Origin of the sequence: Streptomyces sp. SM1, assembly GCF_002910825.1 — a bacterium.
GTDB classification, from domain to species: Bacteria; Actinomycetota; Actinomycetes; order Streptomycetales; family Streptomycetaceae; genus Streptomyces; species Streptomyces okerensis.
Genome location: NZ_NEUB01000883.1, coordinates 1 through 22,827, shown reverse-complemented (window position 1 = coordinate 22,827; position 22,827 = coordinate 1). Strand labels below are relative to the sequence as shown.

Below are 22,827 nucleotides of genomic sequence, written 5' to 3'. Positions count from 1 at the left end.
GACGACGGGATGGCGTTCCACGACGCAAGCGCGACGGCGTCGGCCGTCGTCGTCACGGGCCGGCCGGGACCGGTGTGTCCGATGGCGCGTCGGTCCGGTCCCCGGACCGCGCTCCCGGTCCGCCGCTCGCGGCCGGGGAGCGTGCCGGCCGGCTTCCGCCTCATCTGCCGTCGCCGGTCTCCGTCCCGGGGAGCGCGGCCCGGCCGGCCTCCAGACGTGCGACCGGGACACGGAAGGGAGAGCAGGAGACGTAGTCGAGCCCGGCGGAGTGGAAGAAGTGCACCGACTCCGGGTCCCCGCCGTGCTCGCCGCAGACGCCGATCTTCAGGCCGGGCCGGGCGGCGCGGCCCTCGGCGACCGCGATCTCCACCAGCCGCCCCACGCCCTCCCGGTCGATCGTCTCGAACGGGGACACCTTGAAGATGCCCTTGTCGAGGTAGGCCGAGAAGAACGCCGCCTCGACATCGTCGCGGGAGAAGCCCCAGGTGGTCTGGGTCAGGTCGTTGGTGCCGAAGGAGAAGAACCGGGCCTCCTCGGCGATCCTGCCCGCCGTGAGCGCGGCCCTCGGCAGCTCGATCATCGTGCCGATCGGGCATTCCACGCCCACCCCGGACTCCGCGGAGACATCGGCCAGGACCCGCTCGACCTCCTCGCGCACCAGGCGCAGCTCCTCGACGGTGTCGATCAGCGGCACCATGATCTCCGCCCGCGGATCCCCGCCCGCCCGCCTGCGTTCCACGACGGCCTCGGCGATCGCCCGCACCTGCATGGCGACCAGTCCCGGAGCCACCAGGCCGAGGCGCACGCCGCGCAGCCCCAGCATCGGGTTCTCCTCGTGCATGCGGTTGACGGCGTCGAGCAGTTCGGCGTCGTGCGCGCTGGGCGGGCTGCCGTGTGCCTCGGCGGCGGCGAGGCGTACGGCGAGTTCGGTGCGGTCGGGCAGGAACTCGTGCAGCGGCGGGTCGAGGAGGCGGATGGTGACCGGCAGGCCGTCCATCGCCTCCAGGATCCCGGCGAAGTCCCGCCGTTGCAGCGGCAGCAGCGCGCCCAGGGCGCGGTCCCGCTCCGCGTCGGTACCGGCCAGGATCATCGCCTCGACCAGTTGCCTGCGGTCGCCGAGGAACATGTGTTCCGTACGGCACAGGCCGATGCCCGCCGCCCCGAACCGGCGGGCCCGGGCGGCGTCCCCTGGGGTGTCGGCGTTCGCCCTGACCCCCAGACGGCGCACGCCGTCGGCGTGCTCCATGGCGCGGGCCACGGCGTCCACCAGACCGTCCGCGTGCTCGCCGGTCTCGAAGTACCGCATGACGGCGGAGTCGGCCAGCGGCGCCGCCCCCGGATACACGGCGCCTTCGGAGCCGTCCACGGAGACGACCGTGCCCTCCTCCACGGTGGTCCCGCCGGCGGTGAACCGCCGTCGCCGCAGGTCGACGGTGATCTCCTCGGCGCCGCACACGCACACCTTGCCCATGCCGCGGGCGACCACGGCCGCATGACTGGTCTTGCCGCCGCGGCTGGTGAGCACGGCCTGGGCGGCGACCATGCCGGGCAGGTCGTCCGGAGTGGTCTCCTCGCGCACGAGGACGACCTTCTCTCCGGCGGCGGCCCGACGGACGGCCTCGGCGGAGTCGAACACCGCGGCGCCCACGGCGGCCCCGGGAGAAGCCGGGATGCCGTGCGCGAGCGGGTCACCGACGGCGGAGGTGTCGAACCGGGGGAACATCAGCCGGGCCAGTCCGTCCCCGCCGACCCGGGCCAGCCCTTCGTCGGCGGTGATGAGGCCCTCGTCCGCCAACTCGGCGGCGATGGTGAAGGCGGCCTCGGCGGTGCGCTTGCCGACCCGGGTCTGCAGCATCCACAACCGGCCGCGCTCGACGGTGAACTCGATGTCGCACAGGTCCCGGTAGTGCGCCTCCAGGGTCGCCATGTGGTCGCGCAGCCGGTCGAACGCCGCGGGGTTCAGCCGGCCGAGTTCCTCCAGCGGCACGGTGTTGCGGATGCCGGCGACGACGTCCTCGCCCTGCGCGTCGGCGAGGTAGTCGCCGTACACGCCGGTCCGGCCGGTGGCCGGATCGCGGGTGAAGGCCACGCCGCTGCCGGAGTCGGAGCCGAGGTTGCCGAAGACCATGCGCTGCACGTTGACCGCGGTGCCGAGGTCGTCGGGGATGTGCTCACGCCGGCGGTACAGGCGCGCGCGTTCGCCGTTCCACGACCGGAAGACGGCCAGCACCGCCCGCTGCAGCTGCTCGGCCGGGGACTGCGGGAAGGACTCTCCGGCCTCCCGGCGGATCAGCTCCTTGTACGCCTCGACCAGTCCGGCCAGATCGGCCGCGTCGAGCCCCAGGTCGTCGGCCGCGCCGCGGTCCCGCTTGAGGCCGGCCATGGCCTCCTCGAACAGGGCACCGTCGACCCCCAGGACGGTGCTGCCGAACATCTGCACGAGCCGACGGTAGGAGTCCCAGGCGAAACGCTCGTTGCCGGAGGACTTCGCCAGACCCAGCACCGAGTCGTCGTTGAGGCCGACGTCCAGGACGGTCTCCATCATGCCGGGCATGGAGAACCGGGCCCCGGACCGCACGGACAGCAGCAGCGGATCGTCCGGCTGCCCCAGGCGCCTGCCCGCCGCCTCCTCCAGCCGCGACAGATGATCCGAGATCTCGCGGGCGAGGCCGGCCGGTTCGCCGCCGGTGGTGAGGAACGTCCGGCAGGCCTCGGTGGTGACCGTGAAGCCGGGCGGTACCGGCAGGCCCAGACGGGTCATCTCGGCCAGATTGGCGCCCTTGCCACCGAGCAGCCCGGCCATCTCCCGGCCGCCCTCGGTGAACGCGTACACGTAACGGACCATGGCGGTGCCCTTCCTTCCGGCTGTGTTGCCAGGTCACATCTCGAAGACGATGCGCGCCTTGACCTGCCCGTTCAGTACCTCGGCGATGGACTCGTTCACGGTGTGCAGGGGCCGGGTCTCGTAGATCACCCGGGTACGCCCGGCGGCGTGCAGCTGGAACACCTCGTCCAGATCCTTCCGGGTCCCCACGATCGAACCGATGACGCCGGTGCCGTTCAGCACGGTGTCGAAGATCGGGACCTGGATCGTCCCACCGGCCGGCAGCGCCACCATGACCAGCTTGCCGCCACGCCGCAGACCGCCGTACACGGCGGCGAACGCCTGCGCGTTCACGGCCAGCGCGATCGCCGCGTGGGCGCCGCCGTGCCGCTTGAGCACGTCGGCGGGGTCCTCCACGCGCGCGTCGATGACGATGTCCGCGCCCAGTTCGCGGGCGAGTTCGAGCTTGTCGTCGGTGACGTCGATCGCGGCGACAGTGGCTCCGGCGATCTTCGCGTACTGCACGGCCAGATGACCGGGGCCACCGATGCCGGAGATCGCCACCAGCTGGGTCGGGCGGACGCCGGCGACCTTCAGCGCCTTGTACGTCGTCACGCCCGCGCAGGTCAGCGGGGCCGCGTCGCGCGGGTCGATGCCGTCGGGGACCGGGGCGGCGAAGCCGGCGGAGGCGAGCATCTTCTCGGCGTACCCGCCGTTCACGCTGTAGCCGGTGTTCTGCTGCCGCTCGCACAGCGTCTCCCAGCCCGACAGGCAGTGCTCACACCGTCCGCAGGCCCAGCCCAGCCACGGGACGGCGACCCGCTGCCCGACAGACAGGTGACTCACACCGTCCCCGAGCGCCTCGACGATGCCGACGCCCTCGTGGCCGGGCACGAACGGCGGGCTGGGCCTGACCGGCCAGTCACCGTGCGCGGCGTGGATGTCGGTGTGGCACAGCCCGGACGCCTCGAGGCGGACACGGACCTGACCGGGGCCGGGCTCCGGGTCCGGACGGTCCTCGATCACCAGGGGTTCGCCGAAGGACCGGACGACTGCTGCCCTCATGACATGCTCCTCACATTCCGTCGGTACGGTGCGTCGCCTGTGCCGGTCCCCGCCCGGCGCGGCGGCAGGTGCGGTACGACCCCGCGGGAGGACCTGTCGGCCCCACTCGGGGATCTCCCGAACGGGTCGCGGGGACGGCAGGACCCGCCGGGTGCGGCGCCGGCTCAGAACCGGTGCGCCCAGTCGTGCGTGACGCCGTGCAGGACGGCCTGGTCGGCCGGGCGCACGTGGGTGTCGTCGATCCGGTACGTCAGCCGGTCGACGACGGCGACCACGCCGTCGACGCGCCCCGTCATGGCGACGGCGATGGTGATGTCGCTGCGCCGCTCCAGCTGACCGGAGAGGGTGACCACGCCGTCCTCGACGGCGACCGTGACGGCCTGCGGCGCCAGCCACAGCGCGTTGCGGAGGACCTCCTCCCGCACCTCGCGCTCGAGGCCCTCGTCGGTACGCAGGAAGATCTGGAGCAGGTCGCGCCGGGTGACGATGCCGACGAGCCGGTCCGCCTCGTCCACCACCGGCAGCCGTTCGATGCGGTGCTCGGTCATGAGCCGTGCGGCCTCGGTGACCCCGGCGTCGGCCCGGACGGTGACGGCGGGTGCCGACATCACGCCGCCCGCCGTCCGGGCCCGGCTCTTGGCCGTTTCCCGGCGGACGCGGCGGCTCAGTCCCCGCAGCCGGTCCGTCCACCGTCCGGACGTACGGCCGGGCTCGGGCGTGAGGGCCTGGCGGAGCACGAGGTCCGTTTCGGAGATCACGCCGATGACCTTGTCGTCCTCGTCGATCACCGGGAGGCCGCTGATGCCGTGGTTCCCGAGCCTGCGCACCACTTCCTTGAAGGGCGTGCCGTACTCGGCGGTGACGACATCCGCGGTCATGACGGCGCCGATGCTGGTGACCTTCATCGCTCCTCCTCCTTCAACGCTGAGTGAGGGCCCCGTGGGCGGGTTCGATGTGAAACCCCCACGGTTGCCCGCGACTTCAGCGTCCGTCGTACCGCCTGCCGGGGCCAGGGACTGAGCGGGTACCGGCAGGAGGCCGACCGGCCCTCGGTGCCCCGGCAGGCAGCAGGAGGGGAGGCGCCGGCCGGGAGGCGAGTCACACCCGCGGGTCGGTGGGACCGTGCGTGAACCGGAGGAACGGGACAAGGACGGCGGTCAGGGTGACGCCTCCGGTTCCCGGCCGCCCTGGTCGAGACGGAACGGCGGATACACGTCGGTGAGCAGGGCCGAGTAGGCGGCCACCCGCATCACCCAGCGGTTCAGCCCGAGCAGCAGGTCGAACAGCCCGCGCGGGTAGAGCCCGGTGAACGCCAGCGCGATGCCGGCGAACAGGGCGAGCAGTCCGATGAGGCCGCCCGAGAACCAGGCCAGCCGGGCACCACCGAGGAAGAATGCCAGGACCAGGTAGTGCGGGACGGCCAGCAGCCACCACTTCACGAGGACGAGGCCGCGGGAGAGTTCCCCGGGGTACGGGAGATCCCGGTGGGCCGGGTAGTCGGGGACGTCGGCGAGGGTGAACGGCGGATAGCGGTCGGTGCCCAGGGCCCCGTAGGCGTAGTACGCCACGCGCCAGTTCCACCGCAGCACGCCGGTGCTGAAGTCGAACAGGGGCCGTGGGTAGCGGCCGGTGAAGAGAATCGCGAAGAAGGCCACCACGCTCACCCCCGTGAACGCCACCCACAGGAAGAACAGGACGACATAGTGGGGGAGGGCGAGCAGCCATTTGACCAGCCACAGCCAGCGGGACAGCGGTGTGTCGAGTTCCGCCGTCAGCCGGGCCGGGTGGCCCTTCGGCGTCCCCGGACCGGGCGGCCGCACGGCCGGGTCTGTGAAGTCTGTGCTCATGGTGACCGGTCCCTTCGGAATCCGGTGACGATCACGAACCGTGGTGCGTGGTCGTCCTTTCCTGGTTCCAGCGTCCGTGGAACCGCTGGACGGCGCATGTGCTGAGCGGGGCACGGAGCCGGGGACGGGTGGCCGTCGGCGGCCGGCCGAGGGTGCGTCCGGCGGACGGAGCTCCGGGTCCCGGAGGAACGGCCCTCTTCCGTCACCGGGACCCCGGGGACACGGCAGGGGCCGTTCGGCCCCAGACACCGCCTGCGGTACGGCGGTGAACTGGACGTGTCCGGCCGTCGCGGGGGAAGCCGACGACAACGGAGGCCCGATATGAAGATCCGAACGCACTGTGGCCGCACCATCGACGTCACCCGCTTCGCACCGCCGGGACTGCCCGCCCACATGGGACGGGTCGTGATGGACACGTCCTTCGTGCCCCATGACGAGGGCGAGCTGTGGGCCTCCCTCACCGTCGAGGAGGCCCGGCACCTCGCCGGGCTGCTGCTCTTCCAGGCCGCCGCCGTCGATCCGGTACCCGCCGCACCCTCCGGAGCGGCCGAGGTGGTGCCGATAGCGGGCGACTCGTTCGAGATACGGGTGCGCGGCCACGTCCTCACCGTGGACCAGCCGCTGTCCGACGGAGGCGACGACACCGCACCCACGCCCGTGGAACTCTTCGTGGCGGCGGTCGCCTCCTGCGCGGCGCACTACGCGGGGCGCTTCCTGGACCGCCACGGGGCCGGCCGGGACGGGCTGTCCGTCCGCGCGGAGTTCCGCATGGCCGACGACCGGCCCGCCCGCGTCGCCGCCCTCTCCCTGACCGTCGTGGCCCCGACCCTGCCGCCGCAACGACTCCCCGCCCTGCGGGCGGTGGTCTCGCACTGCACGGTGACCAACACACTGGCCCGGGCCCCGGAGATCGAACTGGAAGTCCGCGGTGCCCCCGCCGGCGAGACGGCCCCGGAGCCCGGACCGGGCCCCGGCTGACCACCGGCCGGGCGTGTGCCCGGCCGGAGTGGCGTGGCGCGCCCCGGCGTCCGAGGCGAGGCTGGAGAGACGGAGAACGAACGGTGCGGAGATCTTCTGGAGGTGTCATGACTGGTGCGGACGGGCGTCGGCCGATCGTGGTGGGCGTCGATCCCGATCCGTCGAAACGGCCGGCACTCGCCTGGGCCGCCGACGAAGCACACCGGCGTGGGTTGCCGCTCCGGATCGTCCACGCTCAGGGCACGCCCACCGGTGGATACCGGACGGGGGAGGTGCGGCCGTCCTGGGAGGAGTGGAACCGGGCGCTGCACGGCCTGGGTGATCAGGTGCTCGACGACGCGGTCTCCTTCGTGGAGTCCTGGCAGCCGGCGGTGGAGGTGTCGACGCTGCTGGCGGAAGGAGAGCCGGCCTGGGTCCTGCGCGAGGAGGCACGGAACGCCTCCCTGGTGGTGGTGGGTTCCTGGCACCTGAGCAGACGGCGTGGCTCGTTCTCCTCCGCCTCCGTGGCCCTTCCGCTCACCGCCCACGCTCCCTGCCCGGTCGTGGTCGTACGGGAGCCGGAGCACACCACTCAGCAGCCCGCGTACTTCGTGGTCGGCGTCGACGGCAGTGAGCACGCGGCCGCGGCGGTGGACGTGGCGTTCGAGGCGGCTGCCCTGCGCGGAGCGCAGCTGCGGGCGCTCTACGTGTGGCATGCGCCCGTCCTCGGTGTCCTGGACGAGAACGCGGCGGTGCAGGAGAGCCGCCGCGTGCTGTCGGAGACGGTCGCGGGCCGCACCGCGGCACACCCGGACGTGGAACTGCACCACGAAGTCGTCCGTGGCCATCCGGTACAGGTCCTGACACATGCCTCGCAGCACGCTCTGGGCCTGGTCGTCGGAACCCGGGGCCGCGGCGGATTCACCGGCATGCTCCTCGGCTCGGTGAGCCAGGGAGTACTGCACCACGCCCACTGCCCCGTGATCACGGTCCCGACGTGAGGCGGCGGACGGCGCGGCAGCCACCGACACCGTACGGGGACGGTTGATGGACAGCGGGTCGCACCCGGCGACACCGGGTGGAGGGAAGACCGGGCCCGCCGGCGCCGCGTCCTCTTCCGGTCCGCGCCCCCCGGTACCGGAACTCCCCGCCGGTGAGGTCTTCGCCGTGCTGGGCACCTCACCACGCGGGCTGCCCGGAGCGCAGGCCCGGGCCAGGCTGGAGGAGTACGGCGCCAACGAACTGCCCCGTGCGGGGCGCCGCCCCGTCTGGCGCCAGCTGGCGGCGCAGTTCACGGACCTCTTCGCCGTGGTGCTGGTCATCGCCTCGGGGATCACCTTTCTGGCGTACGGGCTGGAGGAGCCGCGGGACGCGGGCACCGTGCAGCTGGCGGTGGCGATCCTGGGCGTCGTGGTGCTGAACGCCGCGATCGGCTTCGCTCAGGAGTACTCGGCGGAGCGGACCGCCCAGGCGCTGGAGGCGATGGTGCCCCGCGCCTGCCGCGTACTGCGCGGCGGTGAGCGGCTGGAGGTCCCGGCGCGGGACGTGGTACCGGGAGACGTCGTGGTGCTGGAGGCCGGCGACGCGGTGCCGGCGGACTGCCGGGTGGTCGAAGCCCACGGGCTGGCCGTGAACAACGCGCCGCTGACCGGGGAGAGCAACGCCGTGGGCCGCGCCGCCGATCCGGTGGCGTCCGGAGCGCCGCTGGAGGCCCGCAACTGTGTCTTCATGGGAACCGACGTCGTCGCCGGGGCCGGACGGGCCGTGGTCTTCGCCTCCGGCGCGGCCACCGAGTTCGGGCGGATCTACCGGCTGGCCGCGGCCGCCCCGCGGCAGAAGACCCCGCTGCAGCTCCAGGTCGCCTCCATGGCCCGCCGGGTGGCAGGGGCCGCCCTGGCGATCGGCGCCCTGATGTTCGCCGTGCGGCTGCCCACCGGCGAGTCCGTGGTGACCCTGTTCGTCTTCGCACTCGGTGTGATGGTGGCGCTGGTGCCGGAAGGGCTGCCCGCGACCCTCTCGGTGTCCCTGTCGATCGGGGTACGGCGGATGGCACGCCGTCACGCCCTGATCAAACAACTGCTGGCGGTGGAGGCACTCGGGTCGACCACCGTCGTGTGCACGGACAAGACCGGGACGCTCACCCAGGCGGAGATGACCGTCACCCGCGTGTGGGCGGGAGGCGTGCCGCACCCCGTGAGCGGTGTGGGGTACGAGCCGAGCGGTGAGGTCGCCGACGCCGCGCCGGTGCGCGAGCTGCTGCGGGTGGCGGGCCTGTGCTGTGACGCCCGCCTGGTTCCGCCCACCGGCTCCCGGGAGCACTGGCGGGTGCTCGGCGACACCACGGAGGGGGCGCTGCTCGTCGTCGCGGCCAAGGCCGGTCTGGACACGGGCGCGGAGGAGGCGGCCGCTCCGCGGGTGACGGAGTTCCCCTTCGACTCGGACCGCAAGCTGATGACCACGGTGCACAGGACCGGCGCGGGCTACCAGGCATGCGTCAAAGGAGCCCCCGGAGAGCTGCTGGCGCGATGCGCCGACGTGGAGTGGGACGGGCGGCGCGGACCGCTGACCGAAACGGACCGGGCGGCGGTCCGCACGGCGAGCGACGAACTGGCGTCGCAGGGGCTGAGGGTGCTGGCCGTCGCGCGGCGCGCGCTGGACGGGCCCCGCCCGCCGCAGGAGGAGGCCGAGTCGGGTCTGACGCTGCTGGGACTCGTCGGCATGCTGGACCCGCCGCGTCCGGAGGTCACCGACGCGGTCGCCGCCTGCCGCCGGGCCGGCATCCGGGTCGTCATGGTCACCGGCGACCACCCGCTGACCGGCGAGGCCGTGGCCCGCCGGGTGGGGATCGTACGGCGGCCGGATCCGGTCGTGGTGACCGGTGCCCGGCTCGACGCGATGGACGGCGAGGCGCTCGACTCGCTCCTCGCCGAACCGTCCGAGCTGCTGCTGTGCCGGGTCAGCCCGGAGCACAAGATGCGCGTGGTCACCGCCTTCCAGCGGCGCGGCGAGGTGGTGGCGGTCACCGGGGACGGGGCGAACGACGCCCCGGCGCTCAAGCACGCGGACATCGGCGTGGCCATGGGCGCGTCGGGCACCGACGTCGCCCGGGAGGCGGCCTCCATGGTGCTGCTGGACGACTCCTTCGCGTCCATCGCGACGGCGGTGCGGCTCGGCAGGTCCGTCTACCAGAACATCCGCAAGTTCCTGATCTACGTCTTCAGCAGCAACATCGGCGAACTCGGCCCGATCCTCGTGGCGACGTTCGCCGGATTCCCCCTGGTGCCGCTCAGCGCGGTGCAGATCCTGGCGATCGACCTGGGCTCGGACGTGATGCCCGCTCTGGCGCTCGGCGCGGAAGGGCCCGAAGCCGACGTGATGGACCGCCCGCCGCGCTCCCGGCGCGAGCGGCTGTTCTCGGCGGGAGTGGTGGGACGCATCCTGTTCCTGGGCGGGATCCAGGCCCTCGGCGTGTGCGCCGTGTTCTTCTGGCACATCCACTCCTCCGGCGTCCCGTTCGACGACTTCACCGAGGACCACCCCGTCTACCGGGAGGCCGTCACGCTGGCCCAGGGCGGGATCGTGCTCAGCCAGTTCTTCGTCTCGCTCGCGGTACGCACCGACCGCCAGAGCATCCTGAAGGCAGGGCTGCTCTCCAATCCGGCCCTGCTGGCGGCGGGTGGCTTCGGCGTCGCCCTCATGGCCGCGATCAGCTATCTGCCGCCACTGCAGACCGTCTTCAACACCGCCCCGCTCGACGCCGCCGACTGGGCGGTCCTGGCCGGGCTCGGCACCCTGCCCCTGCTCGCGGACGAGGCCCGTAAGGGGTGGCTGCGCCGCCGCGCGGGCCGCCGGAAAGGAGACCCACGGTGAAGGTCATCGTCATCGGCTGCGGACGGGTGGGCTCCGCCCTCGCCGGTCTGCTCGCCGCCGAAGGGCACGACGTCGACGTCGTGGACCGCCGCCCCCGAGCGGCCCGGCGCCTGCCCGACAGCCCGGGTGTCCGCTTCCACGAGGGCAACGGCTACAGCCGTACGGTCCTCGGGACCGCCGGTATCGAGCACGCGGACGCCTTCGTCGCCGTCACCTCGAACGACAACAGCAACGTCGTCAGCGCGCGGACCGCGAAGGAGACCTACCGGGTGCCCATCGTCCTCGCCCGCGTCCACGATCCCCGGCGTGCCGACGTCTACCGGGAACTCGGCATCCCCACCATCGCCGGTGTCCACTGGACCGTGCACCGGATCCAGCGGATGCTGCTCCACCGTCACCTGAGTCCCGAACTCACCTTCGGCAACGGGGAGACCCTGCTCGTCCGCTCCGATCTGCCCGACTACCTCATCGGGAGAAGGCTGACGGAGTTCGACGTCGACGGCGAGATCCGCGTCGTCGAGGTCACCCGTGCGGGCCGCTCCCTCATCCCCGCGCACAGCACGCCCGCGCACGCCGGCGACCTGGTCACCTTCGCCGTCGACGCCACCGCGCTGGGCAGGCTGCGCGCCTTTCTCGGCAAGGAGCTGGGGACGTGAACGTGCTCGTCGCCGGCGCGGGACGCCTCGGTACCCAGATCGCCCAGGTGCTCTCCGCGGCCCGCAACAAGGTCACGCTGATCGACGCCGACGACGACCGCGTGGCCGAACTGGAGGGCCGCATCCCGGGCGTATCGCTCGTCACCGGGGACGCGTGCGCACCGGCCCTCCTGGAACACGCCGGTGCGCTGACCGCCGACCTGGTGGTCGCCACCACCGGAGACGACGAGGACAACCTCGTCATCGCCCTGCTCGCCAAACGGCGGTTCTCGGTGCCCCGCGTGGCCGCACGCGTCAACGACGCCGACAACACCTGGCTGTTCGACGCACGCTGGGGCGTCGACATCGCCGTACCCGCCGCCACCCCGCTGATCTCCCTCATCGAAGAGGCCACCGGGGCCGCCGACACGGTGGCTCTGCTGCGGCTCAGCAAGGCCGGCGTCGACGTCATCGAAACGGCCGTCACCGCGCGGTCCGGAGCGGTGGGCCGGGCCCTGGGCGAGATCGCGCTGCCCGAAGGGACGGTCGTCGCGACGATCGTCCGTGACGGACAGCCCACCGTGCCGGATCCCGCCGTCCGCCTGCGAGCCGGCGACGAGCTCCTGCTCGTCTCGCACTCCGCCACCGAACACGAGATCCACGCGGCGTTCCAGTGAACCGCCCCGGGAACGCCGGGCCGTCCGCCGCCCCGGTCGGCGCCCGCCGGGGCCCGTCGTGCACCACCCGCTCCTGGTGAAGGACACGAACGCGGTGTGCGTCCCCGCACCGCCGCGCGCTGCCGCAGGCTCGCCGTCGAACGGAGGCACCCGCGGCCACGGGGGCATCGGCATCCGGCGCCGGAGGGGACGGCTGGAGATCCGGGTGCCCGACTCGGAGGAGTCACCGGTCCGCGTGGTGCCGGCCGGCCGGGCCGTGAGTATCGCGCCGGGGGAGACCCGCACGCTCGTGCTGCCGGAGGACCGATCGCGCGGCCGGGGCGAGCCGCTCGCCGACATGCGCCGGCACCGGTCACCGCGCACAGTGGACAGAAAAGGAGCGTTCCATGAACGGGTGCCGTGAACAGGGCGCCTGGCACCGCTTCGTCCACAGCGGCCGATCCGTGGGACGCCTCGAGGAAGGAGGCACCCTCATGGCAGCCACCCCCGTCATGCAACTGCCGGTCATCAGCGAGTGCGCGGCCGAGAGCTGCGCCTACAACCACGAGCACACCTGCCACGCCGCGGCGATCACCGTGGGAGAACTCGACAGCCCCGTCTGCGACACGTTCATGAGCGCGGACATCGAGGGCGGAGAGCCTTCCGTCACCGGCAGGGTCGGCGCCTGCAAGATGGCTGACTGCCGGCACAACACGGGACTGGAGTGCCACGCCCCGTCCATCACCGTCGGCAGCGAGCACGAGCAGGTCGACTGCCTCACCTACGCGCGAACCTGAGGGGGCGCGAAAGGCTCACCGCGAACACCGCCGACCACGGGCACGTCGGCCGTTCCCCGGGCGCCGTGGCGCCCGGGGACACCCACGCCGGTGAACGGCCGGTCACGCGGGTCCGAGCCGGCGATCGCCGCCCGGGCACGCGCCGGCACCGTCCCGGTGCCCACCACCGGGCCGTGCCGGCTCTCCACGGTGAGGCCCCGGCCGTCCCGCGGGCCGTACCCGCCGGTGACGCCGGAGTGAGGACCCGGGAAGCCGGCCGGACCGGGCGCCGGGTGGCCACCGCACCGCGCCGCGTCATGCCGGCCCCCGCGGACGGGTGACGCAAGCCACAGCAGCCGGGCTGTCCGATCGGTCAGTTCTGACCGATCGGACAGTTACGGTAGGGGAATGGCACGCTCCGCCTCCGCCATGCGCGGGCAGATCCTCAAGTCGGCACTACGGCTGTTCTCCGTGCACGGCTTCCGTGGCACCTCACTGCAGGACATCGCCTCGGACGTGGGCTGCTCGAAGGCATCGCTCCTCTACCACTTCGCCGGCAAGGAGAAGATCCTCACCGAACTGCTGACGCCGACTCAGGACGCCCTCGCCGAACTGCTCGACCGGGTGGCCGGACTGACGGGCGGTCGGCTGGTGGAGGAGACCGTCGTCGGATACGTCGACCTGACGCTGCGGTTCCGCCGCGAGATCCGGCTTCTCTTCGAGGACATCACCGAGATGTCCTGCCACCAGGACCTCAACGTCATGGAGTTGGCGGACGGCCTGCTGGACGCGCTGGCCGGCCGCTCGCATCGGGCGCCGGCCCGGGTGGCGGCGTGGATGGTGCTCGGCGCCGTCTTCATCACCAGTGCCGCCGACGGCGAGGTGGCGCCGGACGAGGTGCTGCGCGCCGAGATGATCCGCAGCGCGCTGCGGACGCTTGACCACACCCCCAGTTGATCCCCTGACGGAAAGACCCCTCCATGGCGACCTTGCTCTACCGGCTCGGGCGGTTCTCCTTCCGCAGAAGAGGCCGAATAGCCGCGGTCTGGCTGCTCCTGCTGACCCTCCTGGGTGTCGGAGCCGCCACCCTGATGAGCCCGACCAGTGACAAGTTCTCCATGCCGGGCACCGAGTCCCAGCGGGCGCTGGACGATCTCGACCGGCAGTTCCCGCAGGCCGGCGGAGCCACCGGCACCATCGTCGTCGTCGCGCCCCAGGGCGCGAAACTGGACCCAGCGGCGGTCGCGCCCGTGGTGAGGGAAGCCGCCGGGATCGACGGCGTCACCGGCGCCATGGACCCGTTCCGGACCGGCGCCGTCTCCCAGGACGGCCGCTACGCCCTGATCCAGGTGCAGTTCGACAAGGCCGTCGACGAGGTCACCGACGAGCAGAAGTCGGCCTACGAGGCCGTCGGCGCCGACACCGAGGGCCTGCGGATCGAGCACGGCGGCGAGGTCATGGGCGGTGAGGTGGAGATCGGCTCCACCGAGGCGCTCGGAGTCCTGGTCGCCGCCGTGGTCCTGGTCGTCACCTTCGGCTCGCTGGTCGCCGCCGGCATGACCCTGCTGAACGCGCTGATCGGCGTCGCGGTCGGCATGGCCGGCCTCTTCTCCCTGACCAGCGTCATCGAACTGACCTCCACCGCCCCCATCCTGGCGCTGATGCTGGGGCTGGCCGTCGGCATCGACTACTCGCTCTTCATCACCTCCCGCTACCGCCAGTACCTCGCCGAGGGCCACCAGCCCGAGGAGGCCGCCGGCCGTGCGACCGGCACCGCCGGCTCCGCCGTCGTCTTCGCCGGCGCCACCGTCGTCATCGCCCTGGCCGGCCTCTCCGTCGTCGGCATCCCCTTCCTGGGGGTCATGGGGCTGGCCGCGGCGGGCACCGTCGCCGTCGCCGTGCTGGTCGCCCTCACCCTGCTGCCCGCCTTCCTCTCCTTCGCCGGCAAGAAGATCCTGCCGCGCAAGCAGCGCCGGGCGAGCGGGACCGGCGAGGAGAAGAGCACGGCCGCCGAAGGCTTCGGTTTCACCTGGGGCCGGCTGGTGACCAAGCTGCGTGTCCCGCTCCTGGTCGTCGGGATCCTCGGGCTGGGCGCGCTCACGCTCCCCGCCCAGGACATGCGCATGGCCCTGCCGGACGCGGGCACCGCCGCCGAGGGTTCCCCCGCCCGCGAGGCGCACGACCTGACGTCCGAGGGCTTCGGCGAGGGCTTCAACGGCCGTCTCGTCGCCGTGGTCAACGGCGCGGACGCGCAGTCCACCGGGACGGCCGCCGAGAAGGCCACCGCCCTCATCAAGGACACCGACGGCATCCTGACCGTGGCCCCGCCGCAGCTGAACGAGCAGGGCACCACCGCCCTGCTGGCCATCATCCCCGAGGCCGGCCCGACAGCCGTGGCCACCGAGGACGCCGTCCATGAGATCCGCGACCGCGTCACGGACATCGAGGGGGCCGACATCGCCCTCACCGGCGCGACCGCCCTGGGCATCGACGTGTCGGAGAAGCTCGCCGACGCCCTGCCGGTGTATCTGCTCCTGGTGGTGGGCCTGTCCATCCTGCTGCTCATGCTGGTGTTCCGGTCGTTCCTCGTACCGCTGAAGGCGGCGCTGGGCTTCCTGCTCACCGTGGGCGCGACCTTCGGTATCACCGTCGCCATCTTCCAGGAGGGCCACCTCGCCGGCCAGGTCGGCGTCGACACTCCCGGCCCGCTGGTGAGCTTCCTGCCGATCCTGCTCATCGGCATTCTGTTCGGCCTCGCCATGGACTACGAGGTCTTCCTCGTCTCCCGTATGCGCGAGGACTTCGTCCACGGTGCCGATCCACAGGCGGCCACGGTCAGCGGCATGGGCCACAACGCCCGCGTCGTCACGGCCGCCGCGCTCATCATGACGTCGGTGTTCGGAGGCTTCGTCCTGATGGACGACCCCATCATCAAGTCCATCGGGTTCGCCCTCGCCGTCGGCGTGGTCATCGACGCCTTCGTCGTCCGTATGACGCTGGTCCCGGCGGTGATGTCGCTGCTCGGCCGTGCCGCGTGGTGGCTGCCCAGGTCCGTGGACGGGGTACTGCCCGACCTCGACATCGAGGGCGAGAAGCTGAACCCGCGGCCGGCCCGGGAGACGCGCGACAAGACCCCCGTCTCGGTCTGACCCGCGCACCGGCCGCACCCGAGCGCACTCCGGAGGACGGGAACCCGCACAAGGGTCCCGTCCTCCCTCCGTTCCTCCCCGTCCCGCCGTCCTACGACTTGACGAACTCCAGGATGTCGCGGTTGAGGACGTCCGGGTGGGTCGCCGGCATGCCGTGCGGGAACCCCTCGTACGTCTTGAGGGTGCCGTGCCTCAGCAGCGCGGCCGACAGCGGTGCCGAGTCCGCGTACGGCACGATCTGGTCGTCGGTTCCGTGTGCGACGAGCACCGGGACGTCGATCTGCTCGAGGTCCTCGGTGAAGTCGGTCTCGGAGAAGGCCTTGATGCACTCGTAGTGGGCGTTGGCCGCCCCCGCCATGCCCTGCCGCCACCAGTTGTCGATGAGGCCCTGGGAGACTTCCGCGCCGGGCCGGTTGAAGCCGTAGAACGGACCCGACGGCACCTCGGTGTAGAACTGCGCGCGATTGGCGGCGAGAGACGCGCGGAATCCGTCGAAGACCTCGATCGGCAGTCCGCCCGGATTGCTCTCCGACTTGACCATGACCGGCGGAACCGCGCTGAGGAGCACCGCCTTGCCGACCCGGCCCGGCTCGGCGCGCGCCACGTAGCGCGCGACCTCGCCGCCGCCGGTCGAGTGTCCGATGTGCACGGCGTCCCGCAGATCGAGCTCGCCCGTCAGGACTGCCACATCGGCGGCGTAGGTGTCCATCTCGTGGCCGGCCGCCGACTGGCTGGAGCGGCCGTGGCCGCGCCGGTCGTGAGCGATCACCCGGAATCCCTGCGCGAGGAAGAACAACATCTGGTTGTCCCAGTCGTCGGCGCTCAGTGGCCAGCCGTGGTGGAAGACGATGGGCCGGGCGTCACGCGGACCCCAGTCCTTGTAGAAGATGGTCGTGCCGTCAGGAGTGGTGACCGTGCCCATGGTTGATCCTCCCGCGTGAATGGCTGAAGGGATTGCGCCCGCGGTGGCCCGGAGGCCGCGGACGGACACACGGACATCACCCTACGCTCTGGTTCGTCCGGCCTCATCCCGTGCTATGTCAGGGCTTACGCGTACAAGCTTCTTTTGTGACGGTTCGGGGATCTATGGTTGTCGGATGCCGATTGTTCCCCGATGGGTCCTGTTCTCGTCCGGGTGTGCGCCCGTGCTGCTGATCGCGGGATGGCTGATCGCGGCGTCCCTGGAGGGGGCGGGGTACGACCCCGTCAGCCAGACGATCAGCGTGCTGGCGGCCTACGGGGCCGCGGGGTTCTGGGTGATGACCGGCGCGTTCTTCGCCCTGGGCGTCTGTCATCTCCTCACCGCCTGGGGGCTGAGGGCGGCGGCGGTCGCCGGGCGCGTGGCGCTGGCCGGTGGGGGAGCGGCGTCTGTGGTGGTGGCGCTGATCCCGGCGCCGAGCAGTGGCGGGTCCCTGCGTCACGGCTCGGTGGTCCTCGTCGGGTTCGTGCTCCTGGCCGTGTGGCCGGTCCTGGCCGCCGACGGGGGCGGCGGCGCCCCCTGGGCCCTGCGGCCCGCGCCGGCCTTCGTGGCGACCGCCGTGATGGTCGCCGGTGCGGTGTGGTTCCTGATCGAGTTGCAGGGTCGGGGTGCGGCCGGTGTCGCGGAACGTGTCGTGACGGCCTTCCAGTCGGTCTGGCCCTTCGTGGCCGTCGCGTCGTGCCTCCGCCACTGCCGGGGCGGCGGCGGGGCCCAGGGGTGAGCGGCGGCCGGAGCCGATGGACCACCGGCGGCCGGCCGTGGAAGCACGGACGCCGACTTGATAGGCAAGTCGTTGCTTGCCTATGGTGGGGTCGTGGCGGACGACGTCTTCAAGGCGCTGGCCGACCCGACCCGTCGGCGCATCCTCGATGAGCTGGTGGAACGGGACGGCCAGACGCTGTTCGAGATCTGCACCCGGCTGGTGACCAAGTACGGCCTGGGGCTGTCCCGCCAGGCGGTCAGCCAGCACCTCGCCGTACTCGAGTCCGCGGGCCTCGTCGTCGCACGACGCCAGGGCCGCTACAGGTTCCACGATCTGAACACCGGTCCGCTCGAGCACATCGTGACCCGGTGGCTGACACCCCACACACCGGAGAGTCCTCATGAAGATCCACCTGACCAGCGTCTTCGTCGATGACCAGGGCAAGGCACTGCGCTTCTACACCGACATGCTGGGTTTCGTGAAGAAGCACGACGTCCCCGTGGGTGAGGACCGGTGGCTGACCGTGGTCTCCCCCGAGGACCCCGACGGGACCGAACTGCTGCTCGAGCCCTCCGGGCACCCCGCGGTCGGGCCGTTCAGGACGGCGCTGGTCCAGGACGGCATCCCGGCCGCCTCCTTCGCCGTGGACGACGTACGGGCGGAGTTCGACCGGCTGCGCGCACTGGGCGTGGTCTTCACCCAGGAGCCGCTGACCATGGGCCCGGTCACCACCGCCGTACTGGACGACACCTGTGGCAATCTGATCCAGATCGCGCACAGCGGGTAGCCTGCACCCGCAGAGTGGACGACCGGCCACGCCGCCGTCCACGTCCGCCGCCGACCACGGGGGTCTAACCCGGTTCGTTACCGAGGACGCGGCGGGCCGCCTCGGCCTCGGCCGCCGGCGGGGACAGCTCGTCGAGCGAGTCGAGGTCGGTGTCGGCTTCCAGTTCCCGCTCCCAGGCGGCCGCGAGCCGTTCCTGTTCCTCGCGCGGTCTGTCCTCGACGGCCTGCCGGTGCTCCGGGTCCAGCGCCGTCAGGAATCGTCCGACCGGGTCCGTGGGCATGCCGTGCTCCTTGTCGCGTGGAAGGGCGCCTGCTCCGCCCGTTGCGACCCAGCATGGCCAGCGGGCACCGACGCGGCCGTCCGACACGGCCTGCGACCACCCTGATGGCTCCGGCCGCGCCGCGGGACCGCCTCCGCCGGCCGGCGGCACAGACCCGGCCCCGAGCCGAAGCGGCCCACCGTCCCGCCCCGTGAAGGCACAGCACGGGCGTGCCACGGGGCAGCCGCAGCCGCGCCCCGGGCACCGCACCGCCGCGGGAAAGCGGGCCGGCCGGACGACGCGTTCGGCCCGTTGTCAGATGCCTGCTCTAGAGTTCCCGTCACTTGATCAGTGGGGATGCAGAAGGCACGCATGGGGTGGGTGTCGGCCGGCGGCTATGAAGTCGCCCTCGACGACGGCAAGGTGGTGTGCCGCAACGCGGCGGGACGGCGGCTGAAGTCCGTACCGTCCAAGATCGCCGAAGACCCGGCGGTGGTGGGGCTGCGCCAGCTCGTCGAATGGCTGGAACGGCACGAACGGCAGTGCCTCGCCGACGTCGAGCGGTGGATGGTGCGCTCCCTCCCGGTGCCGTTCGCGGTCCTGGCGCGGGTCTGGCCGGACCCATCCTGGCAGGGCGCCCTGCGCGACATGGTGGTGACGGGCGCGGACGGCGTGGTCGCCGGTTCCTGCGGGACGCCGACCCCGAGCGCGGCCTCGGCCTCGTCGACCTCGACGGCGACACCGTCCGGATCACCCCCGGCCTGGTGCGCCTGCCGCACCCGGTGCTGCTCGGCGAACTCGAGGAACTGCGCGAGTTCGCCGTCGAGATCGGCATCGAGCAGCGCGCCCAGCAGCTCTTCCGCGAAGTGTGGCACCGGCCCGCGGCCCTCGACGCCGACGCCGGCTCCGTCGAGGACTACGCGGGCGGCGTGTTCAAGGAGCTGAGGTTCCTGCACGGCCGCGCGAGCCAACTGGGATACCGCGTCCGCGGCGGCCATGCCGTGTGCTCCGTACTGGAGGACGGCCGCGGTGTCGAGGCCCGGGTATGGGTCGGCGACTACGACGGATACTCCGAGACGGAGACCGGACCGCTCGTCTTCACCGACGCGGCCGGCCGGGCCCTGAAGCTCGGTCAGGTCGGGCCGGTGGCCTGGTCGGAGAGCATGCGCATGGCGGCCGCGCTGTACGCCGGACGCGACATCGAGGACGAGGAGCGTGCGGCATGACGACCCACGAATACGACGGGTTCACCTTCGACGAGACCACCTCGGCCGCGCTGCTCGACGCCGGCGCCGTCCTCCCTCCGGGCGTCACGGACCGGGAGGACGCCGACGCCCTCACCGTTCGCACGTACACGCGCACCGCGCTGGACGAGCGGAAGGTCGTACGACTGGTACCGGGCACACTCGGTGAGGCCGAGGACCTCGCCCTGGACTTCCTCGGACTCGCCCGGGAGCCGGAGACCCCCGAGGCCGGACAGGTCCGCAGGGAAGCGCTCGGCTTCCCCGCCTGGGCGCTCGTCAACGACCCGGCGAACGGACACCACGCCCTGGCACTGGTCAGGGACATCGAGCGGCTCGCCAGGCAGACCAAGTCCCGCCCCGGCACCGCCAAGGAGGGCTTCGAGGCGCTCGGCGAGCAACTGGGCCGCGCCGTGCCGCACTTCCTGCCCACCTTCTACGAGCAGGCCGCCCGCGTCTTCCTCCAGCACGAGAACACCACCTACGCGGCGGCGTTCTTCGGCAAGGCCCGCGAAGCGGAGCGGGTACACGCGCTGACGGTGGACGAGGAGCGGCAGCGGGCCGTCTTCCTGGAGTTCGCCTTCGCCGGGGCACTGACGGTCAAGGCGCTCAAGGAACATGTGAAGGCCCTCGCGGCACGGCTCACCCCGGCCGAGGCATGGGCCCAGTACCGGCAGCTGACCGTGGAGCGCTGCGCCGCCGGCATGCCGCCCTACGCGTCCCTGCCCCAGGACGCGCGCGCCCTGATCAAGGCGGCCGGGCTGGACCGCGTCACCGAGGAGTGCGCCCTGGTCGCGGACCTGCTCGCGTCACCCGCGGCCGTGCGCGCCCCCGCGTCCTTCTGGAGCACCTACCGGGCGACGCTCGCCGCCCTCGCCGAGGAGCGGCCCGACGTACGGGTGCGGCTGCTGGAGATCATGCCGGCCGGGCTGCGCCGCTCCCCGAAGGACGACGAGTTCTGGCTGGCGCTGCTCGCGGAGACCGGCGCCGACCGGCTGCTCACCGGCGAGAGCGGGAGCGGGAGCGGGACCGGGTCCGCGGACGGGGTCGACCCCGCGGACTGGCTGAGCCGCTGGTCACTGCACCGCAAGCACGGCGGCCCGGTCGGCGGCCGCTCGCCGGCCACCCTCGCGCTCGTGGAGCGCATGGCCCCGCGCCTTCGCGCACACGGCCGTCCCGGGGACCTCTTCACCGGCCGCTGGCGCGCGGTCGCCGACCTGGACCTGCTGGACCTGTGCGTGGCGGAGGACGTTCCGCTGACCAGGGGCACCGGCGCCCAGCTCGGTCTCGGCGGCTGGATGCAGGACACCGGGTCCGGGCGGCGTGACCTGACGGCCGTCGCGGCGGACCCGCACGGCCGGCGCATGCTGTACGACGCCGTCGGCAATCTGCACCGGCAGCGGGTCGGCACCGTGCTGCTGGACAAGATCGCCGGCCACCCCGTGCTGGCCGGTGTATCCGCGAGTGGCTGGACGACGCCACCGCCGAACTGGACGGCGCGGCCGGCCTGGCGGGCGCCCGCGCGGCGCTCGAGCGGCTGCGTCCCTTCCGTACGGTCGCCGCACGGATCAGCCCGCAGGCCGTCGCCCGGGCCGCCGCGCTCGACGTCGCGCCGCTGCTCGGCAACACCCTGCGCGCCGGTATCCCGGACGAACTGGGCTGGCCCGCCCTCGAGGAGGCGGTGCGCCGGCTCGAGGCCGAGACCCGGCGCGAGGGCGACGACACCCTCACCGTCCAGGAGTCCTGGCCGGCCCTGATCGTCGCCCGCGGGCACAAGGCGATCGTGGTGGGCCCGCAGGACATCCTGCTGGACCACGACCTGCGGCTGCCGGTCGAACTGGACCGCTGGCAACGGCCGTCGTTCCGCTACACGGACGGCGAACTGCTGGTCATGTGGCGGGAGGGCGAGAAACAGCACGGCTACTGGTCGGCCCGCCCGGCCGAGGTGTTCCCGCTCGGCGGCGAGAAGCTCCCGGCCTGGTACAGCAGCGGCGACGCCGGCGAGCCCTCGATCCCGGTGCCGGACGGCGGCCGTGCCACCGGCGGGCGCACCCTGCACGCGGGCGACACGGTCGTGCCGACCGGCCGCCCTGTCATCGGGGACGGCACCTCGTACTGGCGCCAGGGCCGGCAGGGAGTGCGGCAGGTGTGGCTCGAGTACGACCCGGCCACCGGCACCCACGGCCGTGCCTCACTGCCCGCGTTCCTGCGCTCCGGCATCCGCGACGGCGCCACCCTGCTCCAGGAGCACTGCACGGTGCTGCCCCTGCAGCCGGGCCTGGAGGACAGCCCGTTCGGCACCGACGGCACGGTCCTCGGCCGCTGGGTGCGCACCGAGAGCGAGGGCGGCGGGACCCGCACCACCGTCGGCACACCGGACGGCCGTACCGCCACCCTGCCGGCGGACAGCCGGATACCCGGCATGCCGCTGGGCGCCCTGCGGCTGCCCGGTGGCGTCGAACCCGTCGTCGTCACCCAGCACCGTCAGATCATCCTGTACGCGGCGGACGACACCAAGGGCATGCGGGAACTGGGCAGGCTGACCCCGCTGAGGCGCGGCGGCGAGTTCGCCGCCGGCACACCACTCGTTCCGCCGGCCGACTTCTGGCACGCCATGCGTCCCCGCGACGAGAAGGCTTCGGCGGCCCTGCGCGCGCTGAGCGACGAGCGGGCCCGGGAGTTGCTGCGCGCCGGGGCCCGTGTCCTGGCGGAGCGGCAGGCAGAGTTGGCGGCGGCCAAGCGGGCGGACGCGGCCTCCGGGGCGGGAGACGGCCGGACCACGACCGCCGAATCCCAGGTCCCGAGCGCCCAGGACGTCCTGGGCCCGGTCGTCGCCGGTGCGCTGCCCGCCCTCACCGAGCCCCGTGTGTTCACCGGCGTCACCGCCCTCGTGCAGGCGGTGCTGCGCATCGCCGAGTCCGTGGCCGCGTTCGTCGAACCACCGGTGGAACGGCCCAGGACGGAGCCGACGTGGGTGGTCGGCATGTTCGCCGACTACCGCCCCGAGGACGGCGACGACCAGACGCTGCGCGAGGCGACCGCCGGCCTCGCCGAGCAGCACGGCTGGTGGGGCGGCGGG

18 protein-coding genes and 2 pseudogenes are annotated in these 22,827 nt (G+C 72.7%); 14 read left to right on the top strand and 6 right to left on the bottom strand.

What is annotated here, in order from left to right:
• Window positions 1-160: 160 nt before the first annotated feature.
• The 4 genes from ppdK to B9S61_RS29650 form a co-directional block, all read right to left on the bottom strand.
• Window positions 161-2,845, bottom strand: coding sequence for a pyruvate, phosphate dikinase (gene ppdK, locus B9S61_RS29665; RefSeq protein ID WP_103544998.1), 2,685 nt, complete (start codon window positions 2,843-2,845; stop codon window positions 161-163).
• A gap of 33 nt (window positions 2,846-2,878) precedes the next feature.
• The gene (locus B9S61_RS29660) at window positions 2,879-3,889 is read right to left on the bottom strand and encodes a zinc-dependent alcohol dehydrogenase (RefSeq protein ID WP_103544997.1); all 1,011 of its coding nucleotides are present in this window, start codon (window positions 3,887-3,889) and stop codon (window positions 2,879-2,881) included.
• Window positions 3,890-4,053: 164 nt separating this feature from the next.
• Window positions 4,054-4,794 (bottom strand): CBS domain-containing protein, encoded by a 741-nt coding sequence (locus B9S61_RS29655; RefSeq protein ID WP_103544996.1) that lies wholly within the window; start codon window positions 4,792-4,794, stop codon window positions 4,054-4,056.
• Window positions 4,795-5,046: 252 nt separating this feature from the next.
• Window positions 5,047-5,736, bottom strand: a complete 690-nt coding sequence (locus tag B9S61_RS29650) for a DUF4389 domain-containing protein (protein ID WP_103544995.1) — start codon at window positions 5,734-5,736, stop codon at window positions 5,047-5,049.
• 321 nt (window positions 5,737-6,057) lie between these two features.
• On the opposite strand from B9S61_RS29650, the gene B9S61_RS29645 reads away from it, so the two are divergent.
• The 8 genes from B9S61_RS29645 to B9S61_RS29605 all read left to right on the top strand — a co-directional run bounded on the left by B9S61_RS29645 (window position 6,058) and on the right by B9S61_RS29605 (window position 15,779).
• On the top strand, window positions 6,058-6,714 hold the full coding sequence (locus tag B9S61_RS29645) for an OsmC family protein (RefSeq protein WP_308457797.1): 657 nt from the start codon (window positions 6,058-6,060) through the stop codon (window positions 6,712-6,714).
• Window positions 6,715-6,821: 107 nt separating this feature from the next.
• Window positions 6,822-7,694: a universal stress protein gene (locus B9S61_RS29640; RefSeq protein WP_103544994.1), complete on the top strand. Its 873-nt coding sequence runs from the start codon at window positions 6,822-6,824 to the stop codon at window positions 7,692-7,694.
• Between the two features lie 46 nt (window positions 7,695-7,740).
• Entirely contained in the window at window positions 7,741-10,563 is a 2,823-nt protein-coding gene (locus tag B9S61_RS29635; RefSeq protein ID WP_103544993.1) for a cation-transporting P-type ATPase, read from the top strand.
• Window positions 10,560-11,219, top strand: a complete 660-nt coding sequence (locus B9S61_RS29630) for a TrkA family potassium uptake protein (RefSeq protein WP_103544992.1) — start codon at window positions 10,560-10,562, stop codon at window positions 11,217-11,219. The genes B9S61_RS29635 and B9S61_RS29630 overlap by 4 nt, the downstream gene beginning before the upstream one ends.
• The gene (locus B9S61_RS29625; RefSeq protein ID WP_103544991.1) at window positions 11,216-11,875 is read left to right on the top strand and encodes a TrkA family potassium uptake protein; all 660 of its coding nucleotides are present in this window, start codon (window positions 11,216-11,218) and stop codon (window positions 11,873-11,875) included. Before B9S61_RS29630 ends, B9S61_RS29625 begins: the two co-directional genes overlap by 4 nt.
• 473 nt (window positions 11,876-12,348) lie before the next feature.
• Window positions 12,349-12,651 (top strand): DUF1540 domain-containing protein, encoded by a 303-nt coding sequence (locus B9S61_RS29615; protein WP_219819975.1) that lies wholly within the window; start codon window positions 12,349-12,351, stop codon window positions 12,649-12,651.
• 387 nt (window positions 12,652-13,038) lie between these two features.
• Window positions 13,039-13,587 (top strand): TetR/AcrR family transcriptional regulator, encoded by a 549-nt coding sequence (locus B9S61_RS29610; RefSeq protein WP_103544989.1) that lies wholly within the window; start codon window positions 13,039-13,041, stop codon window positions 13,585-13,587.
• 23 nt (window positions 13,588-13,610) lie between these two features.
• Entirely contained in the window at window positions 13,611-15,779 is a 2,169-nt protein-coding gene (locus B9S61_RS29605; protein WP_103544988.1) for an MMPL family transporter, read from the top strand.
• 91 nt (window positions 15,780-15,870) lie between these two features.
• Here the strand turns inward: B9S61_RS29605 and B9S61_RS29600 are convergent, their stop codons facing one another.
• A complete protein-coding gene (locus B9S61_RS29600; RefSeq protein ID WP_103544987.1) occupies window positions 15,871-16,701 on the bottom strand; it encodes an alpha/beta fold hydrolase in 831 nt (276 codons plus the stop codon).
• Between the two features lie 175 nt (window positions 16,702-16,876).
• On the opposite strand from B9S61_RS29600, the gene B9S61_RS29595 reads away from it, so the two are divergent.
• The 3 genes from B9S61_RS29595 to B9S61_RS29585 all read left to right on the top strand — a co-directional run bounded on the left by B9S61_RS29595 (window position 16,877) and on the right by B9S61_RS29585 (window position 18,248).
• Complete coding sequence (locus B9S61_RS29595) at window positions 16,877-17,479, top strand: DUF998 domain-containing protein (protein ID WP_103544986.1); 603 nt, start codon at window positions 16,877-16,879, stop codon at window positions 17,477-17,479.
• A 93-nt stretch (window positions 17,480-17,572) separates the two neighbouring features.
• Complete coding sequence (locus B9S61_RS29590; RefSeq protein WP_103544985.1) at window positions 17,573-17,896, top strand: helix-turn-helix transcriptional regulator; 324 nt, start codon at window positions 17,573-17,575, stop codon at window positions 17,894-17,896.
• Entirely contained in the window at window positions 17,862-18,248 is a 387-nt protein-coding gene (locus B9S61_RS29585; protein ID WP_103544984.1) for a VOC family protein, read from the top strand. The genes B9S61_RS29590 and B9S61_RS29585 overlap by 35 nt, the downstream gene beginning before the upstream one ends.
• Window positions 18,249-18,312: 64 nt before the next feature.
• Here the strand turns inward: B9S61_RS29585 and B9S61_RS29580 are convergent, their stop codons facing one another.
• Window positions 18,313-18,528: a hypothetical protein gene (locus B9S61_RS29580; protein WP_103544983.1), complete on the bottom strand. Its 216-nt coding sequence runs from the start codon at window positions 18,526-18,528 to the stop codon at window positions 18,313-18,315.
• 351 nt (window positions 18,529-18,879) lie between these two features.
• Here B9S61_RS29580 and B9S61_RS29575 point away from each other — a divergent pair.
• From B9S61_RS29575 to B9S61_RS43325, 3 genes and pseudogenes are all read left to right on the top strand, one after another.
• A pseudogene (locus B9S61_RS29575) lies at window positions 18,880-19,733 on the top strand (DUF4132 domain-containing protein).
• Entirely contained in the window at window positions 19,730-21,505 is a 1,776-nt protein-coding gene (locus B9S61_RS43330) for a hypothetical protein (protein ID WP_308457796.1), read from the top strand. Before B9S61_RS29575 ends, B9S61_RS43330 begins: the two are co-directional and overlap by 4 nt.
• Window positions 21,430-22,827 (top strand): annotated as a pseudogene (locus tag B9S61_RS43325) (hypothetical protein); the annotation flags it as partial. The gene B9S61_RS43330 and the pseudogene B9S61_RS43325, both read left to right, overlap by 76 nt.

Bases quoted from the DNA above. Each gene is read 5' to 3' on its own strand.
- ppdK (WP_103544998.1), bottom strand. From the start codon at position 2,845: ATGGTCCGTTACGTGTACGCGTTCACCGAGGGCGGCCGGGAGATGGCC.
- B9S61_RS29660 (WP_103544997.1), bottom strand. From the start codon at position 3,889: ATGAGGGCAGCAGTCGTCCGGTCCTTCGGCGAACCCCTGGTGATCGAG.
- B9S61_RS29655 (WP_103544996.1), bottom strand. From the start codon at position 4,794: ATGAAGGTCACCAGCATCGGCGCCGTCATGACCGCGGATGTCGTCACC.
- B9S61_RS29650 (WP_103544995.1), bottom strand. From the start codon at position 5,736: ATGAGCACAGACTTCACAGACCCGGCCGTGCGGCCGCCCGGTCCGGGG.
- B9S61_RS29645 (WP_308457797.1), top strand. From the start codon at position 6,058: ATGAAGATCCGAACGCACTGTGGCCGCACCATCGACGTCACCCGCTTC.
- B9S61_RS29640 (WP_103544994.1), top strand. From the start codon at position 6,822: ATGACTGGTGCGGACGGGCGTCGGCCGATCGTGGTGGGCGTCGATCCC.
- B9S61_RS29635 (WP_103544993.1), top strand. From the start codon at position 7,741: ATGGACAGCGGGTCGCACCCGGCGACACCGGGTGGAGGGAAGACCGGG.
- B9S61_RS29615 (WP_219819975.1), top strand. From the start codon at position 12,349: ATGGCAGCCACCCCCGTCATGCAACTGCCGGTCATCAGCGAGTGCGCG.
- B9S61_RS29610 (WP_103544989.1), top strand. From the start codon at position 13,039: ATGGCACGCTCCGCCTCCGCCATGCGCGGGCAGATCCTCAAGTCGGCA.
- B9S61_RS29605 (WP_103544988.1), top strand. From the start codon at position 13,611: ATGGCGACCTTGCTCTACCGGCTCGGGCGGTTCTCCTTCCGCAGAAGA.
- B9S61_RS29600 (WP_103544987.1), bottom strand. From the start codon at position 16,701: ATGGGCACGGTCACCACTCCTGACGGCACGACCATCTTCTACAAGGAC.
- B9S61_RS29595 (WP_103544986.1), top strand. From the start codon at position 16,877: ATGCCGATTGTTCCCCGATGGGTCCTGTTCTCGTCCGGGTGTGCGCCC.
- B9S61_RS29585 (WP_103544984.1), top strand. From the start codon at position 17,862: ATGAAGATCCACCTGACCAGCGTCTTCGTCGATGACCAGGGCAAGGCA.
- B9S61_RS29580 (WP_103544983.1), bottom strand. From the start codon at position 18,528: ATGCCCACGGACCCGGTCGGACGATTCCTGACGGCGCTGGACCCGGAG.
- B9S61_RS43330 (WP_308457796.1), top strand. From the start codon at position 19,730: ATGACGACCCACGAATACGACGGGTTCACCTTCGACGAGACCACCTCG.